Source organism: Mycobacterium tuberculosis complex sp. N0072 (assembly GCF_030323725.1).
Lineage (GTDB): Bacteria > Actinomycetota > Actinomycetes > Mycobacteriales > Mycobacteriaceae > Mycobacterium > Mycobacterium tuberculosis.
The window spans coordinates 3,532,388-3,548,283 of record NZ_CP040689.1; the positions used below are offsets into that span (position 1 = coordinate 3,532,388).

Sequence of the window (15,896 nt, forward strand, 5' to 3'; positions counted from 1 at the left end):
TTAGGGCTGACCGAAGAAGCCCGACTGGTCACTGCCCTGATTGAAGCCCCCCGAGCTGTGGTCACCCGTGTTCGCCACACCCGTGTTGAGGGCGCCCGAGTTCGCAATGCCTGTGGTCTGCAGGCCAGAGTTTGCGATGCCCACGGTGCCGGCACCCGAGTTATAGAAGCCGACGTTGAAGCCGCCGGAGTTGGTGTTATTGATGCCCGACTGAACGTCACCGTTGTTCCCATAGCCAGCCGAAACATTGCCCGTGTTAAAGAAGCCTGAGGAATTCATGCCGGTGTTGCCGAAGCCCGAGCTCGAAACGGATTGGTCGACCGAGCTTCCAAACCCGGTGTTCCGGTCGCCCGAGTCGAAACCGCCCGTATTGATGCTGCCCGAGTTCGCGAATCCCGTATTGATACTGCCCGCGTTTGCGAAGCCCACGTTTAGGGTGCCCGCGTTGCCAAAGCCCACACTTTGGTTGCCCGCATTGCCAACGCCCACGTTAAAGGAACCGCCGTTCCCGACGCCCATGTCTTCGTTGCCCGCGTTCCCGATGCCCATATTGAAGAAGCCGGCGTTTCCGAAGCCCGTGTTGATGTCGCCCGCGTTTCCAAAGCCGAAGTTGTTGTTGCCCGAATTGAAGAAGCCCACGTTGTTGTTGCCAGAGTTGAAGAAACCGATGTTGTTGTTACCCGAGTTCCCGAAACCTAGATTCCCGATGCCCGAGTTCAGCGCGCCAATGACCACCAAGTTGTCGCCGGTGAGCCCAAAACCGATGTTGTTGTTGCCATTGTTCCCGAGGCCGAGGTTATTGTCGCCGTTGTTTCCGAAACCGATGTTGGAGGAGCCGATGTTTCCACTGCCCAAGTTGAAGGAACCGAGATTTCCGCCGCCGAAGTTGGTACTTCCGGTGTTTCCACTGCCCAGGTTCCCACTGCCAAAGTTTCCGTTGCCGAGGTTTCCAAAGCCTCGGTTTCCGCTGCCCAGATTGACATTGCCAACGTTTCCGCTGCCGAGATTGGTGTTGCCGATATTTCCGCTGCCCAAATTCGTGGCACCGTCATTTCCGCTGCCCACATTGGCGTTGCCGGAGTTTCCGCTACCTACGTTGGCGTTGCCGGAATTTCCGCTGCCCAGATTGTAGTCACCGGTGTTCCCGCCGCCCAGGTTCCCGACGCCGATGTTGCCGAGGCCGATCGCGGCGGCCAGCGCCGATGGCGCAGCTGGCAACGCCTGCTGCAGACCAATTGACCACGACGACAGCTGCGCCGCGGCCGCCGATGCCCCGCCGTGATAGCCCACCATCGCGGCCACATCGGCGGCCCACATCTGTTCATACATCGCCTCAGCGGCCGCGATCGCCGGCGCATTCTGCCCAAACAGATTCGACAACACCAACTGCACAAACGCATTACGGTTGGCCGCCACCAGCATCGGATGCACCGTCGCCGCCCGCGCCGCCTCAAACGCACTGGCCACCGCCTTGGCCTGAGCCGACGCGCCAGCGGCCCGCGCCGCCGCAGCAGCCAACCACCCCGCATACGGCGCCGCCGCCGCGGCCATCGCCGCCGCCGCACCCTGCCAGGACTGACCCGCCAACCCCGAAGTCACCGACCCAAACGAGGACGCCGCCACCGCCAACTCCGCGGCCAAACGATCCCAAGCCACCGATGCCGCAAGCATCGGCGCAGACCCCGCACCGGTAAACATCCGCAACGAATTAATCTCCGGCGGCAACACCGAATAATTCATCAGCCCAGCCCCTTCCCCAGCGCGCGACGCCGATGACACAGGCGTTCGCGCACGCTACTCCACCCGTAAGAACAAACTGTAGGGAAATCACGGCACCAATATCGGCGATTTGTCAAAACACTTGTACATTGCGAAAAATTCGGGCCCACCGATCGCCACCCTGGTCACCGCGACTCCTGCCACATTGCCGCCGCGGTACCTCATCGTGCCGGCTAATCGCCCCCAGCAACGTCGGGCTCGGTAGGCGTTACGGCTGGCCGAAGAACCCGGCCTGGTTATCGCCCTGGTTGAAGGCACCCGAGGAGTTGTCACCTGAGTTGGCGACACCGGAGCTGGCATTACCGGAGTTTGCGATGCCGGTGCTGGCCACGCCCGAGTTGTAGATGCCGTTGTTAAACATGCCCGTGTTGAAGAAGCCCTCGTTGGAGTTGCCCGAGTTAAAGAAGCCGACATTCGCGTCGCCAATATTCTGGAAGCCTGAGGTGGAGTCGAAGACGTTCGAGTTCATGTTCCCAAAGCCCGAGGTAAGGTTACCCGAATTATTGAAGCCCGAGACGCTGGTGCCGGTGTTACCGAAGCCCGAGACCGAACCAGGCTGATCGACCGTGCTGCCGATGCCGGTGTTGACGTCACCCGAGTTGAATAGGCCTGTGTTGAGATCGCCGGCATTTCCGAAGCCGGTGTTCAGATTGCCCGAGTTGAACGAGCCAGTGTTTCCACCGATCCCGCTGACCACACCGCCCGAGTTGAAATCGCCGGTGTTGGCCAAGCCCGCGTTTCCGGAGCCCACGTTGACACCACCTGCGTTTCCATGGCCCATGTTCTGGAAGCCCGCGTTACCAAAACCGAAGTTTGTGTTACCACCGTTCCCAAAACCGGTGTTGAAGGGTCCCCCGTTCCAGAAGCCGGTGTTGACATCGCCCGCGTTGCCGAAGCCGGTGTTGCCGTCCCCGGAGTTAAAGAAGCCCACGTTGCCATTGCCGGAGTTGAAGAAGCCAATGTTGTTGTTCCCAGAGTTCCCGAAACCCATGTTCCCGATTCCCGAGTTCAACGCACCAATGCCCACCAGATTGTCACCGGTGAGCCCAAAACCGATGTTTTTATTGCCGTTGTTCCCAAAGCCCAGGTTGTTGTTACCGAGGTTGCCGAACCCGATATTACTCATCCCCATGTTGCCGCTACCCACGTTGAACGAACCAAAGTTCCCGCTACCGAGGTTTGTACTACCGACGTTGCCGCTACCCAGGTTTCCGTCACCGAAGGCGTTTCCGAAACCGAAGTTTCCGTTGCCGAGGAGGTTCCCGCTGCCAAAGTTGAGATTGCCTTGGTTGCCGTTGCCGAAGTTGGTGTTACCAATGTTGCCGCTCCCCAGGTTGGCAAAGCCCCAGTTTCCTCCGCCCAGGTTGGCATTGCCGGTGTTGCCGCCACCCAGGTTCAGGCTGCCAAAGTTCCCGCTGCCCAAGTTCAACAAACCGACGTTTCCGCCACCCAGGTTCCAGCTGCCAATATTCCCCAGACCCGTGTTCAGCGCCGGCGGGGTGACAGCCGCTGTCGCAGCCGCTGGGGCGGCAAACATGCTAGCCGCACCGCCGGAAATCGCGCTGGCCACCTGACCCAACCCCGGCAGGCCCCGCAATGCCTGCTGCCACGATGGCAACGCCGCCGCGGCCGCCGATGCCCCGCCGTGATAGCCCACCATCGCGGCCACATCGGCGGCCCACATCTGTTCATACATCGCCTCAGCGGCCGCGATCGCCGGCGCATTCTGCCCAAACAGATTCGACAACACCAACTGCACAAACGCATTACGGTTGGCCGCCACCAGCATCGGATGCACCGTCGCCGCCCGCGCCGCCTCAAACGCACTGGCCACCGCCTTGGCCTGAGCCGACGCGCCAGCGGCCCGCGCCGCCGCAGCAGCCAACCACCCCGCATACGGCGCCGCCGCCGCGGCCATCGCCGCCGCCGCCGCACCCTGCCAGGACTGACCCGCCAACCCCGAAGTCACCGACCCAAACGAGGACGCCGCCACCGCCAACTCCGCGGCCAAACCATCCCAAGCCACCGATGCCGCAAGCATCGGCGCAGACCCCGCACCGGTAAACATCCGCAACGAATTAATCTCCGGCGGCAACACCGAATAATTCATCAGCCCAGCCCCTTCCCCTACAGGACGTCCCGGCCAATGACTCAGGCAACGGTGCACGTCTCTGTACTCGTAGAACAAACTGTAGGAAAACGGCGCGACGAATAACGGCGATTTCGTGAAAATTCTGGTTCCCGTCAGAAGCACGCCACCCTCGGCCACCTCGTTTGCGCACGCCTAGAGCCCGCGGTCGGGGGGTGCGGTCTGGATCTCCAAAGCATCTGCTGCTGCCCGGATCTCGGCTAGCCGATCAGGGTCCGACAACAGCGCCGTCATCGCGAACTCGACGATCTCGTCCGGGCTGACCGCGAATTCCGGCAGCGCCAGAGCGTCAAACAACGCCTGCACCAGCCTGGCAGCCGATAACGGATGCATTGCGCGCACATCACCTTCGCCTTGGCCGGTCTCGATCAGGCCAACCAGCGCGCGTTCCATCTCCGCGACTAGCTCCCGCTCCGCGACGAAGGATTCCTGATGCAGGTCCGGGGTGATGAGGATGGAAACCAGCACATAGGGCGAAGCATGCAGGTGGTCCAGGGATTCCGTCAGCCAGCGGTGCAGCTTGACCACCGCCGGAACCGGCATCGCGGTGATGTGACCGAACAGCTCAAGCGGCCACTCCACGGCGAGCCGCACCAGGGCCGCAAGGATATCGCGTTTGGCCGAGAAGTGTTTGTAGATGGCCGGCTGCTCCACCCCGACGGCTGCGGCAATGTCTCGCGTCGAGGTGGAGCTGTAACCCCGCAGCGCGATGAGCTCGGCAGCGGCCCCCAGGATGCGGAGTGCCGTTGGGCTCCAGCGGCCGGCCTGCCTCGGCATGCCGGCAAGGCTAGCTGGCACCTGGGTGGTCGCCAACCAGCGCCATGGCGAGGTTCCGGTAGAACGCGAGCATGCCGGGCCATTCTTTCGAGCTAAGGTGACCCCGTTCGGCGAATCGCGAGCCCGCCCCAACCTGCACGGCCTCCAGTCCGAGCCGGTCCTCGTAATTGATCATCGCCATCACGAACTGCGACGTCTGAGCTGTTGCTGCCGCATCGGCGGCTAACTCGGGGGTGGTGAGCACGCCGCCGAGCACCTGCACCCGGTCGATGCTTTGCGGAATAAAGCCGAACCACACCACCCGCTCGCCCGCTATGGCCAGCGCGCTGTTCGGAAACGTCCACAACACGACCAGATTACTTTTCTGAACCTCGTTGAGCTGCAACGACTTCGCTTCTACTGGAACGGTGAAGGGAACCCTGAGGCGCAACGCCCACCGCGAATACTGCCGAACGTCCAGATCGCCCCCACCAGGAACGAACGGCTCCAGGGTTTGGCGATGCAGGCCGAGCACGTGGTAGTTCTCATGACCATTTTCCGCCGCCACCTTCCAATTAGCTCGCCACTCATGCGACCACGACTCGACCTGCACCATCTCACCGAGCCGATAGCCGGCGAATTCGTCGTCAGTCAGGTCCAGATGCGCCGCGATTGGTTCGGCATCGGCATCCAGGTTGATCCACACCAATCCATTCCAGGTGGCCACGGCGAACTGCGGAAGCCGGCACTCCCTACGGTTGAAGTCTAAGTTGGCGGCCATATGGCGCGCTCCGCGCAACCGGCCATCCAGCCCATAGCGCCACAGGTGGTATTGGCAGGTCAACGTGTCGATGCGCCCCGCACCGGGTTCCACCATCAGCATCAACCGGTGCCGGCAGATCGGCGAAAGAGCGTGCAGCTGCCCGTCGACGTCCCGCACCACCATGACCGGCTCCCCTGCGACGGACACGGTGACGTAGTCACCGGTCTTGGCGAGTTGGTCGACATGCGCGACAAGCATCCAGGACCGGTTGAAGATCCGTTCCCGCTCCAGCTGCCACAGCTCCGATGAGGTGTAGGCGGCCGGCGGCAGGCTTAGCGCCGGTGGATTGTCGTCGAGGTAATCCCCGATGTCGGTAAGGATGTCTCCGAGCTCGGCTCGGTTATCAGTTGATAACATACCCTCCATGTTATCGACTGATAACCGATTGTCAACAGCGCGCACCGGCCCGACCGGCCAGCCGGCGGTTCACCTCGAGAACGGACGGGTGGCCAGCACGTAGGTAGCCAACACGGCCAACGGTGCCGCCAACGGCAGCCATGGCACTTGCAGCGGGAACGACGTCGCAGCCAACCCAGCGAACGTGAAACCAACGGCGGCAACGGTCGTCGGCCAGCTCCCGGCGACAACACCGGCCCCGTATCGGCACACCAGGTAGACGGCGGCGCAAAACCCCGACAATGCGGCAAGCACATGCGTCGGGCCGGACACCACGATCATCACCACCGACAACACCACGGCAAGCGTTGCCGCCAGGCGAAACACCGCCGCCACCCCTACCGCAATCACCGCGGCAAGCCCCACGACAACAGCCAGCCCGTGCGATCCCACAGCGGCCGACCCCACCATCATCAGTCCGAACACCGTGGAGAGCCCACGAGTACCCGGGTGCGCAAACGAGGTCATGGCAGCCTCGTCCGGCTAGCTCTGCCCCGTCCGCGACGACGGCGATTGGGCAACGCACCCGTCGACTGCTGAAGCGAGTGATCCGCCGGCCAGGACAGCACGTCGACCCCGATGGTGGCCATGTCGCGATACATCGCGGAGCGCTGCAGCGCCCACATCCGGACCACCAGGGGATCCAGTTGGTCCTGGAGCGGACAGCTATCAAGAACGTCGACAGCAACCACGACGTGGCCGCGTTTACGCAGGTCGATCAACGCCAGCGCGAACTCGGTATCCAGCAGCGTGGAAAACGCAATGACAACCGCTCCTGCGGGAACAGCTGCGCGCGGAGCCAGCGTCCCGGTGGTGTTTTCGAACCCTTCCCCGGCGCCGAGCACGGTGTCGAGCACCCGATAGAACTGGCGCTGCCCGATGTCGGCGCCCAGCCATCGCGGCCGATTGCCGCCCAGCGCAACGATCCCAGCACGGTCACCGTTTCGCAGCGCGGTTTGCACCACCTGAGCAGCACCCCGCACGACTCGTTCGGTGGCCTCGGTCGCCGGACCCGCCGGCTGTCGATACATGTCGATCAACACCACCACGTCAGCGGCCCGGTCGGTCAACCGCCTTGTCACGTGCAGTCGGCCACGGCGCGCGCTTACCACCCAGTTCACGGCACGTAGCTGGTCGCCCGGGACATATGGGCGAATGTCGGCGTATTCGACACCCGGCCCGACGTGCCGGGTGAGATGAGCTCCCAGGCGGTCGAGCAATTCGGTCTGCGGCAGTGGCGTCGACTGCGGCGGTGTCAGCGGAAACACGACGATTTCGGCGGCGTCGACGGTTCCGGCTCCCATCAACAACCCACCGCGTGCGACGACGGCGACCCGGGCCCGGATAGGATAGCGCCCCCAGCGTTGCGCCACCGCGGAAACCGTTGTCGTCCGGCGTGACACGGATTCCAGAGCTTCGAACTGCATTCCCGCCAACGCCGATACCGTGAGTTCGACCGCGGCGTCCACGGATTCCGTTGTGACCCACACGGTCACTCGCACATGTTCGTTCTCGAAACATCGCTGCGAATCCGGGTCACCGTGCACCTGGATCACCGGGACCGGACGCTGCCAGCTGATCGAGCACAACACGCCGAGCAGCGGCGCCGCGAACGCAATCAGCTGCCAACGACCAGCGACGACCGCTGCGGCTAGCGCAACTCCGGCACAGGTGGCAATCGCCAGCGTCAGTTGTGATGCACGCCAGCGCAACTCGACTTCACACGTTTGGATCACATCGCGCCGTAGTTCATCCAGCCAACCCGCTACGTTCCACTAATTCGGGGAACAGGCAGACGCCGCAACAGCTCTGAGACCACATCAGCGCCCGCAATCTTGCGCACCCACATCTCCGGGCGCAATGTGATCCGATGCGCGACGGCCGCGGTCGCAAGTTCCTTGACATCTTCGGGTATGACGTAGTCCCGGCCGAGCAACAGAGCGCGGGCACGGGAGAGCTGGACCAGGTCGAGTTCGGCTCGCGGGCTGGCGCCGACGGCCACCTGCGGATGGTGCCGGGTAGCGTTGGCCAACGACACCACATAGTGCAAGACGTCCTCGTGCACGGTGACCTGCTCGACCGATTCACGCATGGCCAACAGATCGTGGCAGTCCACCACCTGATTCACCGTCGGATCCGCAGAACCGCGTTCCAGGCGACGGCGCAGCATCGAGGTCTCGTCTCGCTCGGAGAGGTAGCGCAGTTCCAACCGGATCGCGAACCGATCCAGTTGCGCCTCCGGCAGTGGATATGTGCCCTCGTATTCGATCGGATTGTCGGTCGCCAGAACGATGAATGGCATTGCCAGTTTATGGGTTTGGCCATCGATGCTCACCTGGCCCTCGGCCATTGCCTCCAACAGTGCCGCTTGCGTCTTCGGCGGCGTCCGGTTGATCTCGTCGGCGAGCAACAGGTTGGTGAAAATAGGCCCGGCCCGGAATTCGAAACGACCGGACTGCATGTCATAGATGGTCGAGCCGAGCAGATCGGCCGGCAGCAAATCAGGCGTGAATTGCACTCGGGTGAAATCGAGCCCCAACGCGGCGGCGAAGGATCGCGCGATCAGCGTCTTGCCGAGGCCAGGGAGATCTTCGATGAGCACGTGGCCACGGGCGAGCACGGCGGTGAGGATGAGTGTCAGTGCAGAGCGCTTCCCCACCACCACACGTTCGATTTCGTCGAGCACCGCCTCGCAGTGGGCGGTGGTCGTCGCGGCCGGCATAATCATCGTTGAGTCATACCTGTTCTAACTTCTGCAGAATTTCTTCCAGTGCCGCACGGCCGGGGCCTGGTTGACGGTCGCCGGTGTGCGTCACATTGTTCGGGTTGACCCATTCCCACAATTCGTCGCCGAAAAGCATTCGGCCGGTGGCAGCAAAGGCAACCGGGTCTTTGGCCTGTCTATGGCCGGTGGCGATTTCGAACCGTCGTGCGAGCATCGGACGCAAATGCCGGTCCCAGTCGGCTCGAGTGGACTCCGACCACCGGATCGTCGTCTCGGTGTTGGAGAGCCACCGGCGCAACCCCTCCCCCAGATCGTCGGAGTCCGGCGCAGCCGTGAGTTCGTCCCGGTTGCCCAGCATCCGGCGGACGTTGAGCAGCACCAGAGCCAGGGCGAGCCCCGACGCGGCGAGCACGAGCCGACGGTCGTGCAGTATCAGCGCCAGCAGCTCAATCCCCACGATGAGGAAAATCCCCAGGGCGATAAGCCTTTTCATATAGCGGTCCGAGTGCTCAGTTCGTCAAGAACCAGTCGAAGCAAACGCATCGCCACCTCACGGTGCTCCTCGTTCATCACGTGCGGGCTAAAACGCGCCTCGGCGAACAGGCTCACCAACGCGGCGGCACTAGCACCATGGAGCGCACGGTGTTCGACGGCTCGGGCCAGCACCTCGGTCGGGGTGTCGAAGTCCTGAGGGGCAACACCGGGAACATGCGACAGTTCACGCTCCATCGCCACGTAACACGCAATTATCGCCTCCCGTGGTTCGCGGCGGAGGTCGGCCATCTCGGCCAGTCCGATCTCGGCGGCACGCGCCAGTGATTCCGAACGCGCCGAGGGCGCCGGAGACTCGATGCGATCGCCACTGATACGAGCCGGTGCCGACTTGCGCTGTCGTCGCGAGGTAATCAGCGACCCCGCGACGACCATCAAGAACAGGCCGATTGTGCTGGCAAAGAGAATGCCGAGCACGTCGTCATTGTTGTCTTGCGGCGGTTGCGGGCGCGACGGCGTGGTGCTGGAAGCATCCGGCGTAGCGGTTGAATCCGGTATGGGCGCAGCAGGACCGACATCATCGGGCACGAACAACCGTGCCAGCAGTATCGCAATCAGCAGCCAGGCCAGGATTGTCCCGAGTCCGAGCAACAGCACACGCCAGTTCGGACGCCCTGCTGCACCGCCAAGCATTGCCGAGAGCTCCCCCGCGCTGGGCGCCACCGGGAGCGGATGTCGCAACCGGGTGATGATGGCGAGCGCTATCAGCGCGAGCGTCGCGGCAAGTGCGGCGACAATGAACATCAGCGCCGCCCGGCTGCCGCCGGCCGCCGCGAGCGGTGCACCGTCGTCGGCCGGCAGGTGGCCGCGCAGGGCAGCGCCAGCAAGCATCAAGAGCACGATCACGACGACGACGCGCCCTGTCGGTTTGTCACTACCGGGCTTAGTACCGGGCATACGCACACCACTCGACCGGTTGCCTGCCGCCGTTGCGGCCTGGGGGTTGGTTCAACCTGGCTTGGTTCATACTGGCACGTCAGACGACACTGCCGCCAGGAGCGGCGCGGTGGACCCCTCGCACGACGATCGCGGTGGTTTGGTCCACCCACGCGTCGTCCAGCATGTCGTCCGGGTACAGCAGCATCCGCAGCATGGTGGCGCCCCCGATCAGCTCGATCAACCGGTCCGGGTCCACGTCGGGATGCGCCTCGCCGCGGTCGACGGCCTCGCGCAGGCGCATGCGCACCGCGGCGAATAAGTCGGCAAAACGCGCCAGCACCCGGGCGTTGAGTTCAGCGTCTGCGGTCATATCGGCTACCAGACCGGGTAACGCGGCCCGCACCACCGGGGTGGTGAACACATCGCGGGTGGCCGCGATCATCATTCGGATGTCGGCGGCGATATCACCGGCCGCAGCCTGCAGCGCGGTGGGCGCGGCGGGAAACGCGGCCTCGTGCACTAGTTCGGCCTTGCTCGACCACCGCCGGTACAACGCCGATTTGGTGGTGCCGGCGCGTTCGGCGACCGCGGCCAAGCTGAGGTTCGAATACCCGATCTGCACAAGCAGTTCCGCCGTCGCCGACAGGATCGCCGAGTCGATGCGCGGATCACGCTGCCGCCCGGCGCCGGGGGCCTTGTCAAGGGAGGGCAGGTCTGCTTTCATAACGCTACCTAAAGTAGCGTAATTGCCGCACCAGGGAGGCGCTTGTGGCCAACGAACCGGCAATCGGAGCCATCGACCGACTCCAGCGCTCGAGCCGCGACGTGACCACCCTGCCGGCGGTGATATCGCGCTGGCTGTCGAGCGTGTTGCCCGGTGGGGCGGCACCCGAGGTGACCGTGGAAAGTGGCGTGGACTCCACCGGCATGTCGTCGGAAACCATCATCTTGACCGCGCGGTGGCAACAAGACGGGCGATCGATCCAGCAGAAGCTGGTGGCGCGGGTGGCGCCGGCCGCCGAGGACGTGCCGGTGTTCCCGACGTATCGGCTTGACCACCAATTCGAAGTGATCCGGCTGGTCGGAGAGCTGACCGACGTTCCCGTCCCGCGGGTGCGCTGGATCGAGACCACCGGCGACGTGCTGGGAACTCCGTTCTTTCTGATGGACTACGTCGAGGGCGTGGTGCCGCCCGACGTCATGCCGTACACGTTCGGTGACAACTGGTTCGCCGACGCGCCCGCCGAGCGCCAGCGCCAACTGCAGGACGCCACCGTCGCAGCGTTGGCCACACTACATTCAATCCCTAACGCCCAGAACACGTTTAGCTTCCTCACCCAGGGCCGCACCAGCGATACCACGCTGCACCGGCACTTCAACTGGGTACGGTCCTGGTACGACTTCGCGGTGGAAGGCATCGGTCGATCCCCACTACTGGAACGGACTTTCGAGTGGCTGCAAAGCCACTGGCCGGACGACGCTGCCGCGCGCGAGCCGGTGTTGCTGTGGGGGGACGCGCGGGTGGGCAACGTCTTGTACCGAGACTTTCAGCCGGTGGCGGTGCTGGACTGGGAAATGGTGGCGCTGGGTCCACGGGAACTCGACGTCGCGTGGATGATATTTGCGCACAGGGTATTTCAGGAGCTTGCCGGTTTGGCGACGCTGCCGGGTTTGCCGGAGGTGATGCGTGAGGACGATGTGCGCGCCACCTACCAGGCGCTTACCGGCGTGGAACTTGGTGACCTGCACTGGTTTTACGTGTACTCCGGGGTCATGTGGGCATGCGTGTTCATGCGCACCGGTGCGCGGCGAGTGCACTTCGGCGAGATCGAGAAGCCCGACGATGTGGAGTCGCTGTTCTATCACGCCGGCTTGATGAAGCATCTTCTTGGAGAGGAGCACTAATGCCGCAAATGCTAGGCCCACTCGACGAGTACCCGCTACATCAGCTTCCCCAGCCGATCGCCTGGCCGGGCTCCTCCGACCGCAACTTCTACGACCGCTCCTACTTCAACGCCCACGACCGCACCGGGAACATCTTTCTGATCACCGGTATCGGCTACTACCCTAACCTGGGCGTGAAAGACGCGTTCGTGCTGATCAGGCGTGCGGACATACAGACCGCGGTGCATCTTTCGGATGCCATCGACTCCGACCGGCTACACCAGCACGTCAACGGTTACCGGGTGGAGGTCGTCGAGCCGCTGCGAAAACTGCGTATCGTGCTCGACGAAACCGAAGGTGTGGCGGCCGATCTCACCTGGGAGGGCCTGTTCGACGTCGTCCAGGAACAGCCGCACGTCTTGCGCTCCGGCAACCGGGTGACCCTGGATGCGCAGCGCTTCGCGCAGCTGGGCACCTGGAGCGGCCGCATCGTCGTCGACGGCGAACGGATCGCCGTCGATCCGGCGACCTGGCTCGGCAGCCGGGACCGGTCCTGGGGCATCCGGCCGGTGGGGGAACCAGAACCGGCGGGCCGGCCCGCCGACCCACCCTTCGAGGGCATGTGGTGGCTGTATGTGCCGTTGGCCTTCGACGACTTCGCCGTCGTGCTGATCATCCAGGAAGAACCCGACGGGTTCCGCTCGCTCAACGACTGCACCCGGATCTGGCGTGACGGCCACGTCGAGCAGCTGGGCTGGCCGCGGGTGCGGATCCACTACCGCTCCGGCACCCGCATCCCGACCGGGGCGACGATCGAGGCAAGCACCCCCGACGGCGCGCCGGTGCACTTCGACGTGGAGTCCAAACTGGCGGTGCCGACCCATGTCGGTGGCGGCTACGGGGGTGACTCAGACTGGTCACATGGCATGTGGAAGGGCGAGAAGTTCGTCGAGCGAAGAACCTACGACATGACCGATCCGACGATCATCGCGCGGGCCGGCTTCGGCGTCATCGACCACGTCGGTCGCGCGCTATGCCGCGACGGCGACGGGAATCCAGTGCAGGGCTGGGGTCTGTTTGAACACGGGGCGCTGGGCCGCCACGACCCATCGGGGTTCGCCGACTGGTCTACGCTGGCGCCCTAGGCGCTTCAGGCTTACTTCGGCACCGGTGAGGCTATCCGCATTCGCGAGTCCAGGGTTCCTGGGCGCCGGCCGGGAAACGGCCCGAAAACGACGGCAGCCGGAATAGCCGACCGGAACCGCCGAAATGCGGTTGACTAGAGCGGTGACAAACCCACCGTGGACTGTCGATGTTGTCGTGGTGGGCGCGGGCTTCGCCGGGCTGGCCGCGGCCCGCGAGCTGACGCGACAGGGTCACGAGGTGCTGGTGTTCGAAGGCCGCGATCGGGTGGGCGGCCGCTCGTTAACCGGTCGCGTGGCAGGGGTGCCCGCGGATATGGGCGGCTCGTTCATCGGCCCGACCCAAGACGCCGTGCTGGCGTTGGCCACCGAGCTGGGGATCCCGACAACCCCGACCCACCGCGACGGCCGAAACGTCATCCAGTGGCGGGGATCGGCACGCAGCTATCGTGGCACCATCCCCAAGCTGTCGCTGACCGGGCTCATCGACATCGGCCGGTTGCGTTGGCAATTCGAGCGAATTGCCCGCGGCGTTCCGGTGGCCGCCCCCTGGGATGCGCGGCGCGCGCGTGAACTCGACGACGTGTCGCTCGGGGAGTGGTTGCGCTTGGTGCGCGCCACATCGTCCTCGCGGAACCTGATGGCCATCATGACCCGGGTGACCTGGGGTTGTGAGCCCGACGATGTCTCGATGCTGCACGCCGCCCGCTACGTACGCGCGGCCGGCGGCCTGGACCGGCTGCTCGACGTCAAAAATGGTGCCCAGCAGGACCGTGTGCCGGGGGGACACAGCAGATCGCCCAGGCGGCCGCCGCCCAACTCGGCGCACGCGTCCTGCTCAACGCCGCGGTGCGTCGCATCGACCGGCACGGAGCGGGTGTGACGGTCACGTCCGATCAGGGTCAGGCCGAGGCCGGGTTCGTCATCGTCGCCATTCCACCGGCCCATCGCGTGGCCATCGAGTTCGATCCCCCGCTGCCGCCGGAATATCAGCAGCTCGCCCACCATTGGCCGCAGGGCCGGCTGAGCAAGGCCTACGCGGCCTATTCGACGCCGTTCTGGCGGGCCAGCGGGTATTCCGGCCAGGCGCTGTCCGATGAGGCGCCGGTGTTCATCACCTTCGACGTCAGTCCGCACGCCGACGGGCCAGGCATTCTGATGGGGTTCGTCGATGCTCGCGGGTTCGACTCGCTACCCATCGAAGAGCGCCGCCGCGATGCATTGCGCTGCTTTGCGTCGCTGTTCGGCGACGAAGCGCTCGACCCCCTTGATTATGTTGACTATCGTTGGGGTACAGAGGAATTCGCGCCGGGTGGTCCGACCGCGGCGGTACCGCCGGGGTCGTGGACGAAATACGGTCACTGGTTACGTGAGCCGGTCGGTCCGATTCACTGGGCGAGCACTGAGACCGCGGACGAATGGACCGGGTATTTCGACGGCGCCGTCAGATCCGGTCAGCGTGCCGCCGCCGAGGTCGCCGCCCTGCTATGAGCTGATCCGCCGGTCCCGGACGTGCCGGGTCACCGATTCGGCCAGCGCCCGCAGGTGGCTGTTCACCTCTTGGTGCCGTTCCAGCATCGAGCAGTGGCCGCCGGGCAGTTCAACGAGGCCGACGACATTGGGCGCGGTGCGCGCAATCCTGCGGGACTGGCTGATCGGCGTTAGTCGATCACGTACGCCGCCGATCACCAGGGTTGGCACCGTCAGACCATCCAGGTTGAGGTGTGCCGACCCTACTTCCTCGACGAGCATCTTCGCGCAGCCGCCGCGCCCCGCGGCAGACGTCTGGGTGAACAACTCATAGACCAGTCTCGTGGCGCTGGGGTCCGCGTCGGCGGCGACCGCCAGCGTGGAGATCACGTGCCGGCTTAAGGCCCTGGCCGCGCCGGGGAGTGGAAACCCGCCGAACGTGTTGACCAGGCTCCGGCCGGCCAGCACCCGAACCGGGGACAACTCGCGTGGCACCGACAGCAGTTTCACCTTGCGCACCAGGTCGCCGGTGGTGGTGTTGATCAGCGCGACGGCGTCCGTGCGGCGGCGGACTTTGTGGCGGTAGCGGTCCGACCAGGCGGCAATGGTAATGCCGCCCATCGAGTGCCCAGCGACCACCGCACGCTCGCGCGGGGCCAACGTAGCGTCCAACACCGAATCGAGGTCGGCCGCAAGGTGATTGAGGCTGTAGGCGCCACGCCGTGGGACACCGCTTCGACCGTGGCCGCGATGGTCGAAGGCGATCACCCGGTAGTCGCCGGCCAGGTCGGCGATTTGGTATGCCCAGGCCCGGATGGCGCAGACGAAACCGTGCGTCAGCACAATCGGATAGCCGTGAGGCGGCCCGAACACCTGGGTGTGTAACGGGGTGCCGTCCGCCGCACGGACGGTCAAGGTGCGGCTAGGCGGTAGGACGTCTGGAATCTGGGTAGCCCCGCTGCTTCGAGTGGGTCTCCGAGCACTCATCGCCGCTCCCCCTTCGACGCGGCCCCGTTGCCGCCTTCCGGATGTCGCCCACTCTAGCGTGCAGTTACTTACGGGTAGCTGGAAATCGCTGAAGCATAGGATCACAGAATAATAACGTCGCGGCCCCTGCTCTCAGCTGGTTTCGCATCGCCAGCCGATCAGTAGTCGTCTCAGTAATCGTCGAGGGCGGCCACGTTGCGCCAACTCGGCCACGTCGTCTCCCAGATCCGGTGAATTCGGCCGTTGCGGTAGGCGGCAATGAGTACCACCTCGATGCGGGTCGGCTCCTCGCCAGGTCGCGACGTGGTGATCCACACCCGCCCGGCAACCTTGTCTGGGCCTCTACCCATGCGT

At 64.5% G+C, this 15,896-nt stretch carries 14 protein-coding genes and 1 pseudogene; 3 read left to right on the forward strand and 12 right to left on the reverse strand.

What is annotated here, in order from left to right:
* The 10 genes from FF952_RS16660 to FF952_RS16705 all read right to left on the reverse strand — a co-directional run bounded on the left by FF952_RS16660 (position 1) and on the right by FF952_RS16705 (position 10,783).
* The gene (locus tag FF952_RS16660; protein WP_031653929.1) at positions 1-1,740 is read right to left on the reverse strand and encodes a PPE family protein; all 1,740 of its coding nucleotides are present in this window, start codon (positions 1,738-1,740) and stop codon (positions 1-3) included.
* A gap of 247 nt (positions 1,741-1,987) precedes the next feature.
* Complete coding sequence (locus tag FF952_RS16665) at positions 1,988-3,889, reverse strand: PPE family protein (RefSeq protein WP_031656836.1); 1,902 nt, start codon at positions 3,887-3,889, stop codon at positions 1,988-1,990.
* Between the two features lie 174 nt (positions 3,890-4,063).
* The gene (locus FF952_RS16670; protein ID WP_003416573.1) at positions 4,064-4,705 is read right to left on the reverse strand and encodes a TetR/AcrR family transcriptional regulator; all 642 of its coding nucleotides are present in this window, start codon (positions 4,703-4,705) and stop codon (positions 4,064-4,066) included.
* A gap of 10 nt (positions 4,706-4,715) precedes the next feature.
* Positions 4,716-5,864: an aromatic ring-hydroxylating oxygenase subunit alpha gene (locus tag FF952_RS16675; RefSeq protein ID WP_003905004.1), complete on the reverse strand. Its 1,149-nt coding sequence runs from the start codon at positions 5,862-5,864 to the stop codon at positions 4,716-4,718.
* Between the two features lie 69 nt (positions 5,865-5,933).
* Positions 5,934-6,371: an integral membrane protein gene (locus tag FF952_RS16680; RefSeq protein WP_003900648.1), complete on the reverse strand. Its 438-nt coding sequence runs from the start codon at positions 6,369-6,371 to the stop codon at positions 5,934-5,936.
* A complete protein-coding gene (locus FF952_RS16685) occupies positions 6,368-7,639 on the reverse strand; it encodes a DUF58 domain-containing protein (protein ID WP_003905005.1) in 1,272 nt (423 codons plus the stop codon). The genes FF952_RS16680 and FF952_RS16685 overlap by 4 nt, the downstream gene beginning before the upstream one ends.
* Before the next feature lie 29 nt (positions 7,640-7,668).
* Positions 7,669-8,631: an AAA family ATPase gene (locus FF952_RS16690; RefSeq protein WP_003416588.1), complete on the reverse strand. Its 963-nt coding sequence runs from the start codon at positions 8,629-8,631 to the stop codon at positions 7,669-7,671.
* A 7-nt stretch (positions 8,632-8,638) separates the two neighbouring features.
* Positions 8,639-9,121, reverse strand: coding sequence for a hypothetical protein (locus FF952_RS16695; RefSeq protein WP_031680809.1), 483 nt, complete (start codon positions 9,119-9,121; stop codon positions 8,639-8,641).
* Positions 9,118-10,077, reverse strand: coding sequence for a DUF4129 domain-containing protein (locus FF952_RS16700; RefSeq protein WP_003900649.1), 960 nt, complete (start codon positions 10,075-10,077; stop codon positions 9,118-9,120). Before FF952_RS16700 ends, FF952_RS16695 begins: the two co-directional genes overlap by 4 nt.
* Before the next feature lie 79 nt (positions 10,078-10,156).
* On the reverse strand, positions 10,157-10,783 hold the full coding sequence (locus FF952_RS16705) for a TetR/AcrR family transcriptional regulator (RefSeq protein ID WP_003904195.1): 627 nt from the start codon (positions 10,781-10,783) through the stop codon (positions 10,157-10,159).
* A gap of 44 nt (positions 10,784-10,827) precedes the next feature.
* Between FF952_RS16705 and FF952_RS16710 the strand changes: the two genes are divergently transcribed.
* The 3 genes and pseudogenes from FF952_RS16710 (at position 10,828) to FF952_RS16720 (ending at position 14,576) form a co-directional block, all read left to right on the forward strand.
* Positions 10,828-11,964, forward strand: coding sequence for a phosphotransferase family protein (locus tag FF952_RS16710; RefSeq protein ID WP_003900650.1), 1,137 nt, complete (start codon positions 10,828-10,830; stop codon positions 11,962-11,964).
* On the forward strand, positions 11,964-13,088 hold the full coding sequence (locus FF952_RS16715; RefSeq protein WP_003416605.1) for an Rv3169 family protein: 1,125 nt from the start codon (positions 11,964-11,966) through the stop codon (positions 13,086-13,088). The genes FF952_RS16710 and FF952_RS16715 overlap by 1 nt, the downstream gene beginning before the upstream one ends.
* A 142-nt stretch (positions 13,089-13,230) precedes the next feature.
* A pseudogene (locus FF952_RS16720) lies at positions 13,231-14,576 on the forward strand (flavin monoamine oxidase family protein).
* Here the strand turns inward: FF952_RS16720 and FF952_RS16725 are convergent.
* On the reverse strand, positions 14,571-15,542 hold the full coding sequence (locus FF952_RS16725) for an alpha/beta fold hydrolase (protein WP_010924623.1): 972 nt from the start codon (positions 15,540-15,542) through the stop codon (positions 14,571-14,573). The pseudogene FF952_RS16720 and the gene FF952_RS16725 overlap by 6 nt on opposite strands.
* A 170-nt stretch (positions 15,543-15,712) precedes the next feature.
* Positions 15,713-15,892, reverse strand: a complete 180-nt coding sequence (locus FF952_RS16730) for a hypothetical protein (protein ID WP_003917749.1) — start codon at positions 15,890-15,892, stop codon at positions 15,713-15,715.
* Between the last annotated feature and the right edge of the window lie 4 nt (positions 15,893-15,896).